The organism is Yersinia sp. LJYL362 (genome assembly GCF_048323875.1).
The window spans coordinates 16,895-31,115 of the sequence record NZ_JBLWEX010000279.1 but is presented as its reverse complement, the minus strand read 5'-3'; the positions used below and the strand labels follow the sequence as shown (position 1 = coordinate 31,115).

Here is a 14,221-nt window from a genome sequence, read left to right as displayed (position 1 = left end):
CAAACAGTAAACCGCCAATCACTGCATTCGGCCCGGCCCATAGAATCTTCGGTGCGACACCCAGTTGTACATAACTGAAAATCCCAATAGCACTGACCGCCATTCCCAGAATAATCGCTTTCGCCATATGCGTGCGCCCGGTTATCCACAGGTCACGGAAGGCGGAAGTAAAGCAAATTTGCGCCCGCTCAATCAGCAACCCAAACCCAATCCCACATAGCATGGCGATACCCAGTTTGGGGTGGCGGAACAGCTCAATCAACGACCAGCCGAGCGCCAGAACAAACACCACCATGCCGAGACGAAAACGTCGTGCAGCCCTGGCTGGGTGCTGAGTTAATGGTGCGGCTGCTGTCACTTTTTGCAATTTCACCGGAATACGAAACATCGGCAATAACGTAAATTTGGCACCGAAATAGGAACCGGCCGCCGTCGCAAGCGCGAAGAACCAGGCATGCAGTGAAAACTGCGGAATGCCGGTGAAGAAAGCCGCCAAATTACACCCCATTGCCAGCCGCGCACCAAAACCGGCAATAATGCCACCGACCAGTGCCTGAGCAATACGAATACCATGCTGGGGCTTACGCAATTTCACATTGTTGGCCCACAGTGCAGCAGCGATACATCCGGCAAACATACCGATGATCATCATGCCATCGATACGATCCAGTGGCGTCCCTTCTAAACCAATAACTTTAAAATAACCCCATTCTTGCGGGTGCGCGCCAAACAGTTGCATCAGGTGGCCCCCCCAGCGAGTGAACTCGCCAGTAACCGCCCAGAACGTACCGGTTAAACCAAAATAATAAGTCGATAAGATACCCGCAGCGATTACCGCCGGTAGAGGTGCCCAGAAGCGCACCAAATATTGAGATTTAAACATCTGCCAGCTCACACCGACACCTCCGAAAACCGTGTTATCGCCAGCACGGGTAGGCCCATGTGCCATAGCGAGAAAATAGACCTACGTATAATAAGCCAATTATTTCTTTAATGAAGGGATGGAGTATTGGAAATTAGATGTTAACCATAAGTTAACTTGATGAGGGGATATTAACCGGGTGAGTCGGTGCCTCTAATCAACATTGCTCTTCCTCATCCGAGGATTGATAATCCAACGCTAAAGCCAGGCGCAAGATAGCAGCAACCGGTTCAAATAAGGTTTCAGGTATGGTTTCGCCACAAACCACATCGCGATGTAATGCTCGGGCCAGTGCAATATTTTCTACAATCGGAATGCCTTGCTGTTCCGCCAATTTGATAATCAATGCGGCCCGTTCACCTTGGCCTTTTTCAATCACCATGGGAAGTGGAGCATCATCTGGGTGATAAAACAAACATACCGCAAAATGCGTAGGGTTACGCACCACTGCCGTGGAACGCTGAACATTTTTAGCGAAACTGCCGCTTTGCACTTCCTGCTGTAGCTGCCGCCGCTTCTGCTTAATATGCGGATCACCATCACTATCTTTGTGTTCCCGCTTCACTTCTTCGTGAGACATTTTTAGTTGCTTCATGGTGTTATAACGCTGAAAAGTATAATCCAGGAGGGAGAAAACTACATAACAGGCAATCAATGCGCCCAATAGCCAACTCATTAATGTGCCAAATACCGGGATCGCGCAACTACTGCCGCAATACGCCAGATAACCAAAAGAAGTGGCATATCGCGCCAGTAGATAGCCAAAAATCAGGGTTAGCACCCCGACTTTCAGTAATGATTTAGTCAGCTCAAACACACTACGCAGTGAAAAAAGCTGTTTGGCATTATTAATGGGATTAATGTGCTCACCTTTAAAAGCGACCGCCTTGGTCGCTAATAGCGGCCCGACCTGCGCAATACCGGCAAGAATTGTCATCAAAATCAGCGCCCCGCCCAAAATTCCCACAATATGGATAAGCACCGCCATGCACTCAGACCCTATACGTGTCAGCGCGAAAGAGAAGGGTTGCTGTAATTGATTGATCGAACTGCGGATCAACGCGCCAATCTGATCGACCACGGTATTGCCCACCAGCAAAAAATAAGCCACCAGCACCACCAACTGCACCCCAGAGGTTATCTCGACACTCTTGATGACCTGTCCTTTCTCACGCGCTTCTCTCAGCCGTTTAGCGGTGGGCTTCTCATTCTTTTCACTGCTTTCACCGCTCATTCCCCGCCCCTTTTATCAGCGGGATAAATGTGCTTATTTTCTGCTCAGTCTGATTAATACCAACCAGATAGTGATGTAATGAATAAGGTAGGCTAATCAGTAAAAGTAATAACGCCAATGCACTTTTGATGGGCATCGCCAGGAAAAACACATTCAGTTGTTGAGATGAGCGATTGATTAAACCTAAAGACAAATCCGCTAAAACCATGACCAGCATCGCAGGTAAGGCAAAGCTCAAACAGAGTTCATACATCAGTTGCCATTCACTTTGCAGAAATTGCAGCATTGCCGACGCGGGCTGAATACCCCCGCCAGCAGGCAAGATTTCATAAGATCCATAAAGTGCTGTGAGTACCAGATTAAACCCACCTGAAGTCAGGAATAAAACCGTTAATATTTGCGTAAATAGCACGCCAAAAATAGAGGATTCCATCCCCATGCTGGGGTTAAACAGCGTGGACATCGTGGCACCACGTAAGGTGTCAATCAGAAAGCCCGCCATATCAATCGCCCAAAACGGCAATGCGGCGACAAAACCAATCATCACCCCGACCATAAGCTCGACGCAAAGCACCCAAAACCACCCGGTAAGGTTGTCGTGATACAGCAAGGAGGTGGTGTAAAACATCGGAACCACGGGCAAGGCGATGGCAAAAACCACGCTATTGCGCAGTAAGCTACTGCCCAAACTGCGTGCCGTAAACAGAGGCAATATCAGTAACATGCCATAAGGTCGCATCATTGCCAGCCCTAAAGCCCCTAGCCAGTGCAGAGAGTCATGCATATCAAGACCGCATACTGGTTATCTGCAAAAAAGTCTGCTGGGTGTAATTCAGCAATGTCGACCCCATCCAATGATAGGTAATCAATAATGTGGCTGATACAGCAAGCAATTTAATCAGAAACTGTAATGTTTGGTCCTGTATCTGGGTGAGCGCCTGTAACAAGCTGACAACTATCCCAACCACTGACGCCACCACCACGACCGGCATCGATAGCAGTAAAACTATCCATAATAATTGGGTCGCCAGATGAACCACAATGGCATTGCTCATTGCCATGTCCTCTGCTGGCCATTCATAAATAAGACCCCACTAACTGCCCCAGCAGCAATCCCCAACCATCAATAAGTATGAAAATTAATAATTTGAACGGTAACGAAATAGTAATGGGGGATACCATCATCATGCCCATTGCCAGCAAAATGTTAGAAACAATCAAATCGATCGCCACAAAGGGTAAGTAAAGCAGTAAGCCTATTTTAAACGCCTCAGTCAGTTGGCTCAGGGTAAAAGCGGGCATTAATATCAGCAACGAGTTGGGTTTGATGGTGTCGCGATAACGTACCGGCCACTTGGTTTGGACGATGTCATTGAAAAAATGGAGCTGTGCTGCATCGGTATTTCGTTGTAAAAAATCGCGGTATGGCCCCAGTGCATGCTCGTCAATATGATGTAGCAAAGCCCCCATATCATTGGGCAACGGCTCATCCTGTAGGCGGGCGTGCACATCCAATCCGACCGGAGCCATGATAAAAATGGTTAACACCAGCGCCAAACCGTAAATGGCAATGTTGGGCGGCACTTGCTGCACCCCTAATGCATTTCGCAGCAATGAAAAGACAATCGATAGTTTGAGAAACGATGTTCCCATCACCATCAGCAAGGGGAGCAATGACAGAAGAAAAAGCAGGACAATCAATTGAGAGGATGAATTCAGTAACTCCATAGTCTATTCCGCAAAAGCTGGCCTGTCGGGTAAAAATAATATCTATAGTATTTCCCCTGATGGCACTTCTCGGGATCGGGTCATAGCCTGAATAATGTCCGTCAAGTGCGCCGGATCGTTATCCACAACAATTGGCGTTGCAGCAAGTGAATAAACCCCGATGAGCTGACTCAAGTCAGTGATTCGGGTGAGTGAACGCAGCTAACAGCGCTGCGGCGTCAAGTGTGCCGGATAAACCACTGATCAATGCGCACCACCCACTGATCATCGCAACACAATAAGCTACCACGACCAACAGACTGCCCCTGTAGCCGGATATTAACCTCACCGTAGAGCTGAGTTTGGCATGCTAATGTTTGCCCAATATCTAACTGTTTAATCGCCCCCAGCGGCATCGTCAGGTGGCCGATTTCCATGACCAGTGTTTGCGGCAATTGCTCAAGTTCCACCGTCTGAGGTGTGTTAGGTATAGCGGCGACATCCAACGCTATAAACTGATCAGTATCATCATTAATCTGTTGAATAGTCATGTGTTTTCCATCTTCCAGTTTGATGTAAATCTGCGGTGATGCCATTGGCCATAACCAACAGTTCCCTTGTTCCCATTTTGCAGCACAGTTGATTCGTACCCCATCCCCCGGCCTGATTTGTTGAAATTGATACCGCGATAATCGGCTCCATCCCACCACTAATCCTGCCTGCCACAGCAGGTTCGGCTCGGCGGCTGGATCACAATGCCAATCAGATAAAGTTTTAGCTAACGTCGCCAAAGGCCAATCAAACAACACGCCACTGAGTTGCTGGCCTTCCAGTTCAAAAGCCAGCACCACCGCCCACTGGGGCAAGAGTGTCATCGCCACTGGCGCGGTGTCATCAAAAGTTAGCTCGGATAACGTGGCCAGCAGCGGACTGACAGCCCAACTCGCCATAGCATTAACCAATTCTGCCGCCAGCAAATGAGGCTCATCGGTTGCCAGCGCAGATGCCAACCAGTTATTCCAACAGGTTTGGGATAACCAGAAACCGCCTACCTTGCCGCCATAATGGAGTGGCAAGTAAATGCCTGCTCCCGCGACCTGCGCCAAGGTGGCGCAAATACCGCCGCGGTGACGACCACGCCCAATGATGGCGCTGAGCTGGCGTAATTCAGCCGACAATGCCCCCACCATGGGTCACCTCCAACAAGCAAGGGAATCCCCATTGATGCAGTTGCCGCTGCCAGCGCATTTGCAAGCGCTGTAGGCGTTCGACCCTGTCACGATTGCTGTGACTGAGCACAATATGCAAGCCATGAGCGGCCAGGCTGACATGAACCTGTACACCTGATAGTGGCCCACTGAGGATACGGTAGTCAGTTTGCATCAGATTATCCTCACCCGAAGCCGCCATGGCAGGGGCCATATCCTGCAGTGCGGATGAACGCGGGGGAAGATAGCGGGCAAATTGCTGTTTTTGTCTCTCATGGTCCAGGCTCTGTGGCCTCTCCCCGGTAAAGCCCCTTTCACTGAGCGGGGGTAATGCGCCTTCAATATCGATTCGACTCATCTTTGATTAGCATCCGTAATTTTTCCTGTTCACGCTGATTCGTCTTTAACAGCGCCTGCTGTGACGCAATGGCGTCTTGCTGTTGCCGCCTTTTGGCGGCTAACTCACAGAGTGATTGATGCAACTGCCGCTCCGCCTGATACACCTTGTGCTGCGAGGCTCTCTGCTCCTCTGCTTGCCTCGGATTTAGTTTGCCGCGCCATTGGGCAATCCTATGTAATTGCTGGCATAACCCCTGGCGTTCTTGATGGAAACTCGCCCACTGCCGTTCCTGTTGTTGCTCTTCTTGCTGCAAGCACATCAATTGCTGGCGCAAACGGCGCTCCTGGCGCTGGCGCAGTGCCAAGAGCCGCAGGAAAATAGTTAATGCGCGATTGATAAACCCAATGCCTGTGCGAGCTGAAGCAAGGTCTGAGTGAGGCCGGAGGTATCGGTTTTGCATGATGATAATGGGCTATCCTGTTGCAAGAAGGCGCAGATGCCGGGGTAACGCTGTAGCGCGTCGTCAGCCTGTAAATCCTGACCTTCCTGATATTCACCCACTCGCACCAGCAACTCTATCTCCTGATAGCAGGCCTGCATATGGCGCAGTTTTTGTGCCAATACCCGATGCTCCGCACTGACAATTTGCGGCATGATACGGCTAACACTGGCGGCAATATCTATCGCGGGGTAGTGCCCGGCACCGGCCAATTGGCGCGATAACACGATGTGACCATCCAAGAGAGAGCGAACCTCATCGGCCACCGGCTCATTCATGTCATCACCCTCAACCAGCACCGTGTAAAAAGCCGTTATGCTCCCGCGTTCGCTATTGCCCGCGCGCTCGAGTAACCGGGGAAGTGCGGCAAATACACTGGTGGGGAAACTGCCCATTGCTGGGGACTCCCCCGCCGCCAAGCCGATTTCACGGGCAGCCCTCGCATAGCGAGTGAGCGAATCGACCATTAACAGCACTTTCCCCCCGCGCTCACGGAAATATTCGGCCACCGTGGTGGCCGTATAAAGACCTTTCAGCCGCTCCAGCGCGGGGCGGTCAGAGGTTGCCACCACCACTACCGTGCGGGCGCGGGCTTCGGGAGTCAGCACTTGCTCAAGGAATTCCCGCACTTCACGCCCCCGTTCACCGATCAGCGCCAACACGATAATATCCGCGCCAGAGCCACGACATAACATGCTTAACAAGCTGCTTTTACCCACGCCGGCAGCGGCAAAAATACCGATTCGTTGCCCCTCGCCACAACTCAATATGCCATCAATAGCACGAATACCGGTGGTCAACATTTGCTGAACGGGCTGACGGGTTAATGGGTCAGGCGGCGGGCAATCCAACTCACGCCAATGCCCACGAAGGGCGGGGCCCGCATCCATTGGCTTCCCTAAACCATCCAATACGCGCCCAAGCAAGTCCACCCCGACTCTGACGCGGTGTTCATGTCCAAGCGGAGAAACCCATTGACCGCATCGTAAACCGGCGGAGGAGCCAAACGGCGACAGTAATGCTGTTTGTTGCTCAATGGCGACCACTTCAGCCAACATGTCCGGTGAGGCAATTCGGCATAATTCCCCCAACGCAACACCGGGCAAATGAGCCCGTAGCAGTGTCGGGCCGACACTTAATATCGCCCCGTAAGATTCCATACCGCTCGGAGGAGAAGGCAATAGGTGTAATTGTTGCTGCAACTGAAAACTTAATCGTGCGATATCAGGCAGTTTCATCAAGTTCATCTCCAATAAGCTCAATGGTACCGACCACCTTAATATTCATTTCATCGCCCAGTTCCTGCCAGGAAAGCACCGGTAGCGCAAAAATATCCCGCTCAATAATTTTGCGTAAAAAGCGCCGCACATCGATACTCGTCAACATCACGGCATCGGTATTTTCAGCAAAAGCGCTGTTTATTTTGTCGAGAAGCCGCCGCGAATGTTTATCTTCCAGCGCAGAATAAGTCCCCGCGGAGGTCTGACGAATAGACTCGCGGATCAGGTTCTCCGCCCCTTCCCCCAACCGCAATACCGGCAACCAGGCTTTGTTTTTACTAAATCGGCTGCACACATGGCGACGTAGGGCGATACGGACATATTCGGTCAACATGACGATGTCTTTCTCTTTCGGTGCCCACGCCACCAGCGCCCCAAAAATAGTGCGTAAATCGCGGATCGAAATATCTTCTTCCACCAATCTTTGCAGTATTTCTGCCACTTTGCCGACCGGCATCTGGCGCTGGAGCTCTTTGACCAGCTCGCCGTAACGCGCCTCCATCGCATCCATCAGATAGCGGGTTTCTTGCACGCCAATAAACTCGGCGGTATGCCGCTCAAGTACGCGAGTCAGGCAATGAATAATGCGCTGATGCCCCTGCGCATAGGGAACGCCTAACGTGCTGGCGTGACGCGCCTGTTCGGCAGGCAACCACTCAAAGCACCCCATTTTCATACCAAGAACATGGCTACGTGTCGCGAGCGAGGTACAGGGTTGAAGCAGCAATACATCATCAAAGGGTAACGTCAGTTTCAGCACTTGTTCCTGATAGACCCGGATCGATAATTCATTTTCAGCCAGGCTGGGATCACTGCGGACCACCACCTCGGGCAATGGCACGCCAAGATATTCGAACCAACGCCAACGCAAGCCATCGAGATCTCGCCCCAAATGGGGATAATGTAAATTGGGCGCGCAATACAACATCAATGGCACGGCTCCAGGGGTCATAGCGCTGGCCGGAGAAAGCAGATTATCGCCGCGCTCACTGGCCCCAGCACTGGGTTTCTTTTTCCGATAAAGTAACAATGCGGGGGTAGCGACAAGTGCTGCCAGCGTGATAAAAATCAGGAACGGAAAGCCCGGCAACAGAGCAAAAACAGTCAGGATCGCCGCCGCCAGCAACAAAGCATCGGGTTGACGGCCAACTTGTAAAACCAGGTCTTTGGCCAGACTCTGTTTCTCACTGCCGGGCACTCGGGTGACAATTATCCCGGCAGTGATCGAGATGAGTAATGACGGGATTTGAGCACATAAACCATCGCCGACGGATAACACGGCATACGTGGTCATCGCCTCTTCGGCAGACATATTATGTTGCAACACACCAATAGTGATGCCGCCGATAATATTCACCAGAATGACAATAATGCCGGCGATGGCATCCCCTTTAACGAATTTCATCGCGCCATCCATGGCACCAAACAGGCGGCTCTCTTTTTGTACCCGCTCGCGCAGTCGCCCCGCTTCAGCAGAGTCGATCACTCCTACTCGCATATCGCCGTCAATACTCATTTGCTTACCCGGCATGCCGTCGAGAGAAAAGCGGGCGCTCACTTCAGCGACGCGCTCCGAGCCTTTGGTAATCACGATAAACTGCACCACGGTGATGATAGTAAAAATGATCAGCCCCACCGCCAGATTCCCCCCGACGACAAACTGGCCAAACGCCTCGACAATTTCACCGGCATCATGCTGTAGCAGTACCAAACGCGTGGTACTGATGGTTAGCGCTAATCGATAAAGAGTGGTGATCAGTAGCAACGATGGAAACACTGAGAATTCAAGAGGATCGCGCAGGTAAATTGAGATCATCAAGAGAATAACGGAAAACGCGAGGTTGATGGCAATCAGCACATCTACCATGACGGTGGGCAGCGGCAGAATCATCATAAAGATCGCCACCAGCAGCATTATCGCCAAAAAAACATCTTGTCGTGCCGCTATCATCATCAAACCGCGTGTCAATGCCGATTCTCTCATCGGTATTCTCCCGGCAAACGGCGGAGTAAAGCACACTGTTGCTGATAGAGGTGATACCAGCACTCTGCCCCTGATGACACCGGCGGCGAGCAACTGACCATCATGCCCATTTTCAATAAATAGACACGCTGAGGGACCCCATTAAAGCGTTCGAGCTGCCAACTCCTCTGGAGCAGCAATAAGTCCTCATAGTGATAGCGCCGATGTTGCACGCCGCTGGTCAATAACAACCGCGCGTTGCGCCACTCGAGGAAAACCAGCCGTTGCTCTATTTGCCACTCCATGCGGGGGGACAATGTCGAGTAAGGTAACTCGGCCATGTGGGTAAACAGTTGGAGGTTACGGGTAACGACTAAATCCATTTCCATAACGCACCTCATCCAGATAACTCATTGGTTTAAAGTATTAATAAGTAATAGAAAGAGTACGCATCCCACGGCCACCACACTATCCGGTCATGGCCTGATTCGATGGGCTATATCTCCAATAACACGGCCAAAATCTGCTGTTGCTGCTCTTGATCATTGAAACAATCAACTGGCATAAGCTTGAATAACTCATAAAATCGGCGAATAAATCGACTACGTGTATTGATATCTTGACCTGAAATCGCCTCAATGCGCGGTTGTAGCCAGTAACTAAATAACCAAGGCTGCCCCACCACCGCCAGCACTTCGCTCAAAATCACATCGCCGTTTACAGCGCAGGCCCTCCCCATGCGGTTGCAATGGTCTTCCATCCCCAGAAACATCAGCAAACGGCGAAGTTGATACAATGTGGTCGCCAAACGTTCACCGCGCTTTGGCGGCGGTTGAGAAGACAAGTCAAACGCCACCGCACGCATCAATGCCCGGACTCGTTGCTGCCGCTGTGGCCAGCGGCTCACCTGGGTAAACCATTCCGCAACTGATAACTCACTTTGCTCAATACTCTGTGCAAACAATTGCTTAACAGCACCCAGCTCGCGGCTCTCTTGACTACCCAATTCCAGCAAACCAAATAACTCGATTTCCCAACCATCACTTTCCAATAACGGCTCAAGGAGTTGCGCTAAGCTGCGGCGACGTAACAGGTTATTTTTGCTGTACGCCATCATTGCGGCCAACAGCAAGATTTGCTGCCCGGCTGATAACCCCCCTTGGCGAAGCTGACTGGCAAGCTGAGAAATATCCATATCAAGCGGGATATGCTTGGGCAGCAAAGAGTCCGCACCCGCGGGTAACTGGGCGATTAATTTCACCAATAACTGTTGGCGGCGCTGGTTTCGCTCCTCGGCCTCAACAGATTTTTGATCTTTTAATCGGGAGCCCAAACTCAGCCCGATCTCCTCCATCGTTTCTTCCAACGCAGTTTGTCTGACCTCTGACAATTCTATGCAGGCTAACGCGGTGACCGATCGCGCAGGGGATATTTCACCGGGTAACTCGGCACCATGGGGTGTCGCGCCACCAACGGCATGAGTCTCTGATACATTATTGGCGTTGATCATGCTCGGTTCCTGATGGAATGAGTTCCTGATTAAGTGATGGGTCGGGTGATTCCTGTAGCCAAAGAAGAAGTTGCGATAAATGGCGCTGAAGAGAGAGAGTGAGCTGTAGCAGCGGTGAGCTTAATTGCGCCTGATCATGTGCCATATTCTCATCGGCAACACATAGCACTCGCGAGCCGAAAGCAGCAGCTACGGCAGAAAGGTGCTGCGGATGAACACGTAATATCAACTCATTGTCATACGCCAACTTTTCGACTTGTGCTCCCAAACGATGAATCAGAATCTGGCTCACCGCTTGTTCCCCCGCCCAGGCGGTGATTACCGAACGGATAGCGGCAAGAATCGGTTCTCGGGCCTGTGTGATAAGCGCAGACTCCAGTTGCTCAGCGGCCACTAACCAATGGACATGCTGTGCCAACACGTCAGTTTCCATTTGGTATCGAGTTTGCTCGATAAGCTTATCCTCTTGTTGTTGCGCCTGAGCCAGTCGCTCCGCACTCTCTGCTTGCGCCGCTTGCACAATCTCAACCGCCTGCGCTTGGGCATCCGATAAAATATCGCGACTCTGCTCCATTTTCTGTAATTCAGCTGCAGGGATAACCGCACCGAGCGGCAGCGCAAAATCGAATGTCTCCACCCGAATCTGAAACGGGTTCACAGCAAACGCTCTAAGCGGATTAACCAATCATCAACTGACAGGGATAACGCTTTGGACAGAGAAAGTGATCGCGGTAAAGGCGGTAACGAGATGCACAGTGCCCGCCACACCACACAGTCACAACGGACGTGGTGAGCAAAGCTCTGCCCCAACCGCAATGCAGTCGTTAACAATTGCGCTGGGCTTAATCTGGCAGGGAGATGGCCGCGATAGCCCATCCCCATGAGTTGTTGAATATCACTTTCACTTAATAGCGGCGAAAGTTGTTGCCGGTAGCGGCGAAGGCGTAGGTAATCGTCACACTGCAAATAAACCAATCCCAACGCCAGACAGCGAGCGGATAAGCGCTCCGGTTTCACAATTTGATACCGCTGTTGTTGGCTCAATACGGCGGGCAGAGGCTGCTGAGGAAAGCGTCGCAGGTGATTGAGTCGCGCATTTAGTGCGCTATCCATGACCAGACTACGACCATAATGGTAACTGGCTGTCTTCACCCCCGCAGCCGCCAACCATAATGGATGAGCAAACTGTGCAGGCCGCCAGGCTAATTGATGCAAATACCGAATCTCGGTGGTTAACGGCAATATCATCTTTTTCTCCAACCCATTATCGGCGCAAATACCGCACCAGGCAGGCCGTCGACAAACCGACTAATAACACCAACAACAAACCCAGGGCTATTTGTAATGTCGCGGCATGACGTAATAGCCATTGCAAGGCGACTTCCGAGTGGCTTTGTTGCTGCGTAGTCGGGGCGCTGAACCGATAATTAGTCGGCTGCATCACCACACTAATCTGCGAAAAATCGATACCCGGAATACCATCGCGGATCAGATTCTTAATTTGCGGTTGATAACTCAGCAAATTCACTTCAGGTGAATATTTAATAAACACCGAGGCGGCATGAGGAACACTACTTTTCCCGTCTGTCGGCGCGGGCATAGCAATAGTGACATCCGCTTGAATCACCCCGTCCATATGGCTCAGCATGCTTTCCAACTGCTGCTCTTTTAGATAGACCATTTTTGCTTGCTCTTGCCCCGGAGACGTCACCAACTGATTCGATGGGAAAAGCTCATTCACTGAAGCAAATCGCTGACGAGGAAAACCATGCTGTCGTAGCAACTCCACGGCGTTAATAAACTGACTTTTGTCGACATTCAGCGCAACAGTCCCCCCCTTTTCAGACTGCTTTTCTGCTTTAATTTGGTGCAACATTAATAACGCCAACATCTGGTTCGCTTCCCCTTCGGAAAGGCCGCTATACAACTCCATCCCACAGCCAGAAAGTGATAAAACCACCAGCAATAGCGCTATCAAACGCGGCCCACGTTTCATTGCATATTGACCAGTTTGTTGATGTTCTGCCCGACCACACCGGCAACTTTAGCGGTTAAATCCACGGCCAATGTGGCCTGCATCCATGCAGACTGCACTGACAAAAATTGGTCTGGCGAGACCATGGGGGTGGCTGGCTCAACCGGCTGCATTAGCTGGGCAAATTTGGCAATATGTTGCGCATCGGCGGGTGGCTGAGAGGGTAAGCTCAATCTGGCTGCGGCGTTAATAACATTAATTTCCATCGGATGACCCTTGTTTAATAAAAGTGTTTATTGCACAAATTCACATCTTGGCGGAACCCAAAATCCCTTGTTGCAGCAAAGCCAACATATCTTGTGCTTCTTTCGAGGTGGCGGTTGCCAATAGCGCCAATGCTTCACTCTGGTGATTAAGCCCGAATAGCAGAATTGCCTCACAAACTAAGCGCACTTGAGGTTCCGGAATTAACTGCGGTAATACGTTAAGAATATCGCGAGCCTCGGCCAGTAAGCTGTGGTTGACACCTGCCAATGCAGCCTCCACAACTAACTGACGGCAAGGGGCTGAAAGTAAAGTCATATTTTGGCAATAATCCCACTGGTCATATCCTTAATTCCCTTCATCAAAGCACTGCTAAAATTGATGTAAGATGAATACTGCTGCATAGCAAATTGCATCTTGAGCATATGCTCAGGATCTGAGGGATTACCTGATGCCATTTGATGTTGAAAATCCTGACCAATCTTATTGATGCTCTGTGCCAGCCCATTCACCAAGGCGTTTATATCCATAAGACCCCCTATTCCATGAGTGACCGCATACGCGACGGGCACTGTTGAAAACGACGACGAAAACTGTCGGAGAAATGAGCGTGATTACTAAAACCGCACTCCATGGCAATATCGGCCACACGCAGTCGGGTGGATAGCAGCAGCTCACACCCTTTTTTCAAACGTTGATCCAGTAACCATTGTTTGGCCGACATGCCGAATTTTTCGAAAAACAAGAAATTCAATTTACGGGTTGAAATACCTAATTCATCGGCATAACGCGAAACCGTCCATGGGTTGAGGCGGTTTTTATCAAAAAACTCCAATAGTTCGTTATTTGTACCCACTATTGATTCTAATAGTCGGGAGAAATAAACCGGTTCTAACCCCAGACAATATAGATATAGAAACCGCAGCGAGGTGTTTCTTTCAAAATCAACCAACTGTTGAGTTGCACAAATAATATCGTTATTTATCGGTAATATTTTGCAGCGCTCATATACCTTTTGGGGCAGATGAAATTTATTCGGTTGAACCATCTTGCTGGCTAATTCTTGATATAATGGCAAAAGGTCAATGGCGTGACACAATATTGAGATAAAACTACTCTGAGAAAAAGAAGATACACTTGCTTGCTCATCGGTAACAACTAACTTCCCCGCAGGAACAGTATGGCAGACGCCGTCACAGCGTAAGATTCCCTCTTGCCGAAATAGAATAAACTGTATTGATTTCATAATATCCCTCCGAGTGCCATTGTCCTTGTACAATATTGACAAATAACCCGACAAGCTGATATCCGGTATAGAC

At 50.4% G+C, this 14,221-nt stretch carries 19 protein-coding genes; all 19 read right to left on the bottom strand.

Going from position 1 to position 14,221, the window contains the following annotated elements; genetic code table 11:
• Positions 1–895: selenium metabolism membrane protein YedE/FdhT (gene yedE / locus ACNSO8_RS18260; RefSeq protein ID WP_418395465.1), on the bottom strand; the 895-nt coding region annotated here is incomplete at its 3' end.
• A gap of 184 nt (positions 896–1,079) precedes the next feature.
• A complete protein-coding gene (locus tag ACNSO8_RS18255; RefSeq protein WP_418395462.1) occupies positions 1,080–2,156 on the bottom strand; it encodes an EscU/YscU/HrcU family type III secretion system export apparatus switch protein in 1,077 nt (358 codons plus the stop codon).
• Positions 2,146–2,940: a type III secretion system export apparatus subunit SctT gene (gene sctT / locus ACNSO8_RS18250; RefSeq protein WP_418395461.1), complete on the bottom strand. Its 795-nt coding sequence runs from the start codon at positions 2,938–2,940 to the stop codon at positions 2,146–2,148. Before sctT ends, ACNSO8_RS18255 begins: the two co-directional genes overlap by 11 nt.
• 1 nt (position 2,941) lies before the next feature.
• Positions 2,942–3,211 (bottom strand): EscS/YscS/HrcS family type III secretion system export apparatus protein, encoded by a 270-nt coding sequence (locus tag ACNSO8_RS18245; protein ID WP_005156602.1) that lies wholly within the window; start codon positions 3,209–3,211, stop codon positions 2,942–2,944.
• A gap of 22 nt (positions 3,212–3,233) precedes the next feature.
• Positions 3,234–3,884, bottom strand: a complete 651-nt coding sequence (gene sctR / locus ACNSO8_RS18240) for a type III secretion system export apparatus subunit SctR (protein WP_418395460.1) — start codon at positions 3,882–3,884, stop codon at positions 3,234–3,236.
• A 218-nt stretch (positions 3,885–4,102) separates the two neighbouring features.
• On the bottom strand, positions 4,103–5,053 hold the full coding sequence (locus tag ACNSO8_RS18235) for a YscQ/HrcQ family type III secretion apparatus protein (protein WP_418395459.1): 951 nt from the start codon (positions 5,051–5,053) through the stop codon (positions 4,103–4,105).
• Positions 5,031–5,429, bottom strand: coding sequence for a hypothetical protein (locus ACNSO8_RS18230; protein ID WP_418395458.1), 399 nt, complete (start codon positions 5,427–5,429; stop codon positions 5,031–5,033). The genes ACNSO8_RS18235 and ACNSO8_RS18230 overlap by 23 nt, the downstream gene beginning before the upstream one ends.
• On the bottom strand, positions 5,410–5,730 hold the full coding sequence (locus ACNSO8_RS18225; RefSeq protein WP_418395464.1) for a type III secretion protein: 321 nt from the start codon (positions 5,728–5,730) through the stop codon (positions 5,410–5,412). Before ACNSO8_RS18225 ends, ACNSO8_RS18230 begins: the two co-directional genes overlap by 20 nt.
• A gap of 62 nt (positions 5,731–5,792) precedes the next feature.
• Positions 5,793–7,148, bottom strand: a complete 1,356-nt coding sequence (locus ACNSO8_RS18220; RefSeq protein WP_418395457.1) for an EscN/YscN/HrcN family type III secretion system ATPase — start codon at positions 7,146–7,148, stop codon at positions 5,793–5,795.
• On the bottom strand, positions 7,135–9,174 hold the full coding sequence (locus ACNSO8_RS18215; RefSeq protein WP_418395456.1) for an EscV/YscV/HrcV family type III secretion system export apparatus protein: 2,040 nt from the start codon (positions 9,172–9,174) through the stop codon (positions 7,135–7,137). The genes ACNSO8_RS18220 and ACNSO8_RS18215 overlap by 14 nt, the downstream gene beginning before the upstream one ends.
• Entirely contained in the window at positions 9,171–9,542 is a 372-nt protein-coding gene (locus ACNSO8_RS18210) for a type III secretion system protein (RefSeq protein WP_418395455.1), read from the bottom strand. The genes ACNSO8_RS18215 and ACNSO8_RS18210 overlap by 4 nt, the downstream gene beginning before the upstream one ends.
• 107 nt (positions 9,543–9,649) lie before the next feature.
• Positions 9,650–10,663 carry a TyeA family type III secretion system gatekeeper subunit gene (locus ACNSO8_RS18205; RefSeq protein WP_418395454.1) on the bottom strand — a complete coding sequence of 338 codons (1,014 nt, stop codon included), beginning with the start codon at positions 10,661–10,663 and terminating at the stop codon, positions 9,650–9,652.
• Positions 10,647–11,321, bottom strand: a complete 675-nt coding sequence (sctL, locus tag ACNSO8_RS18200) for a type III secretion system stator protein SctL (RefSeq protein ID WP_418395453.1) — start codon at positions 11,319–11,321, stop codon at positions 10,647–10,649. The genes ACNSO8_RS18205 and sctL overlap by 17 nt, the downstream gene beginning before the upstream one ends.
• Complete coding sequence (locus tag ACNSO8_RS18195; RefSeq protein ID WP_418395452.1) at positions 11,318–11,911, bottom strand: type III secretion system domain-containing protein; 594 nt, start codon at positions 11,909–11,911, stop codon at positions 11,318–11,320. Before ACNSO8_RS18195 ends, sctL begins: the two co-directional genes overlap by 4 nt.
• Positions 11,912–11,927: 16 nt before the next feature.
• Positions 11,928–12,659 (bottom strand): type III secretion system inner membrane ring lipoprotein SctJ, encoded by a 732-nt coding sequence (gene sctJ / locus ACNSO8_RS18190; RefSeq protein ID WP_418395451.1) that lies wholly within the window; start codon positions 12,657–12,659, stop codon positions 11,928–11,930.
• Entirely contained in the window at positions 12,656–12,904 is a 249-nt protein-coding gene (sctI, locus tag ACNSO8_RS18185; protein WP_418395450.1) for a type III secretion system inner rod subunit SctI, read from the bottom strand. The genes sctJ and sctI overlap by 4 nt, the downstream gene beginning before the upstream one ends.
• Positions 12,905–12,944: 40 nt before the next feature.
• Entirely contained in the window at positions 12,945–13,220 is a 276-nt protein-coding gene (locus ACNSO8_RS18180) for an EscG/YscG/SsaH family type III secretion system needle protein co-chaperone (protein WP_418395449.1), read from the bottom strand.
• Complete coding sequence (gene sctF, locus ACNSO8_RS18175; protein WP_418395448.1) at positions 13,217–13,432, bottom strand: type III secretion system needle filament subunit SctF; 216 nt, start codon at positions 13,430–13,432, stop codon at positions 13,217–13,219. The genes ACNSO8_RS18180 and sctF overlap by 4 nt, the downstream gene beginning before the upstream one ends.
• Positions 13,433–13,440: 8 nt before the next feature.
• Positions 13,441–14,148 carry a helix-turn-helix transcriptional regulator gene (locus ACNSO8_RS18170; protein WP_418395447.1) on the bottom strand — a complete coding sequence of 236 codons (708 nt, stop codon included), beginning with the start codon at positions 14,146–14,148 and terminating at the stop codon, positions 13,441–13,443.
• Between the last annotated feature and the right edge of the window lie 73 nt (positions 14,149–14,221).

Excerpts from the sequence above, each read along its gene's own strand:
- ACNSO8_RS18220 (WP_418395457.1), bottom strand. The coding sequence starts at position 7,148 with ATGAAACTGCCTGATATCGCACGATTAAGTTTTCAGTTGCAGCAACAA.
- sctT (WP_418395461.1), bottom strand. The coding sequence starts at position 2,940 with ATGCATGACTCTCTGCACTGGCTAGGGGCTTTAGGGCTGGCAATGATG.
- ACNSO8_RS18215 (WP_418395456.1), bottom strand. The coding sequence starts at position 9,174 with ATGAGAGAATCGGCATTGACACGCGGTTTGATGATGATAGCGGCACGA.
- ACNSO8_RS18230 (WP_418395458.1), bottom strand. The coding sequence starts at position 5,429 with ATGAGTCGAATCGATATTGAAGGCGCATTACCCCCGCTCAGTGAAAGG.
- ACNSO8_RS18255 (WP_418395462.1), bottom strand. The coding sequence starts at position 2,156 with ATGAGCGGTGAAAGCAGTGAAAAGAATGAGAAGCCCACCGCTAAACGG.
- ACNSO8_RS18195 (WP_418395452.1), bottom strand. The coding sequence starts at position 11,911 with ATGATATTGCCGTTAACCACCGAGATTCGGTATTTGCATCAATTAGCC.
- ACNSO8_RS18205 (WP_418395454.1), bottom strand. The coding sequence starts at position 10,663 with ATGATCAACGCCAATAATGTATCAGAGACTCATGCCGTTGGTGGCGCG.
- ACNSO8_RS18235 (WP_418395459.1), bottom strand. The coding sequence starts at position 5,053 with ATGGTGGGGGCATTGTCGGCTGAATTACGCCAGCTCAGCGCCATCATT.
- sctI (WP_418395450.1), bottom strand. The coding sequence starts at position 12,904 with ATGGAAATTAATGTTATTAACGCCGCAGCCAGATTGAGCTTACCCTCT.
- ACNSO8_RS18210 (WP_418395455.1), bottom strand. The coding sequence starts at position 9,542 with ATGGAAATGGATTTAGTCGTTACCCGTAACCTCCAACTGTTTACCCAC.
- sctR (WP_418395460.1), bottom strand. The coding sequence starts at position 3,884 with ATGGAGTTACTGAATTCATCCTCTCAATTGATTGTCCTGCTTTTTCTT.
- sctF (WP_418395448.1), bottom strand. The coding sequence starts at position 13,432 with ATGGATATAAACGCCTTGGTGAATGGGCTGGCACAGAGCATCAATAAG.
- sctJ (WP_418395451.1), bottom strand. The coding sequence starts at position 12,659 with ATGAAACGTGGGCCGCGTTTGATAGCGCTATTGCTGGTGGTTTTATCA.
- ACNSO8_RS18245 (WP_005156602.1), bottom strand. The coding sequence starts at position 3,211 with ATGAGCAATGCCATTGTGGTTCATCTGGCGACCCAATTATTATGGATA.
- ACNSO8_RS18180 (WP_418395449.1), bottom strand. The coding sequence starts at position 13,220 with ATGACTTTACTTTCAGCCCCTTGCCGTCAGTTAGTTGTGGAGGCTGCA.
- ACNSO8_RS18170 (WP_418395447.1), bottom strand. The coding sequence starts at position 14,148 with ATGAAATCAATACAGTTTATTCTATTTCGGCAAGAGGGAATCTTACGC.
- ACNSO8_RS18225 (WP_418395464.1), bottom strand. The coding sequence starts at position 5,730 with ATGTGCTTGCAGCAAGAAGAGCAACAACAGGAACGGCAGTGGGCGAGT.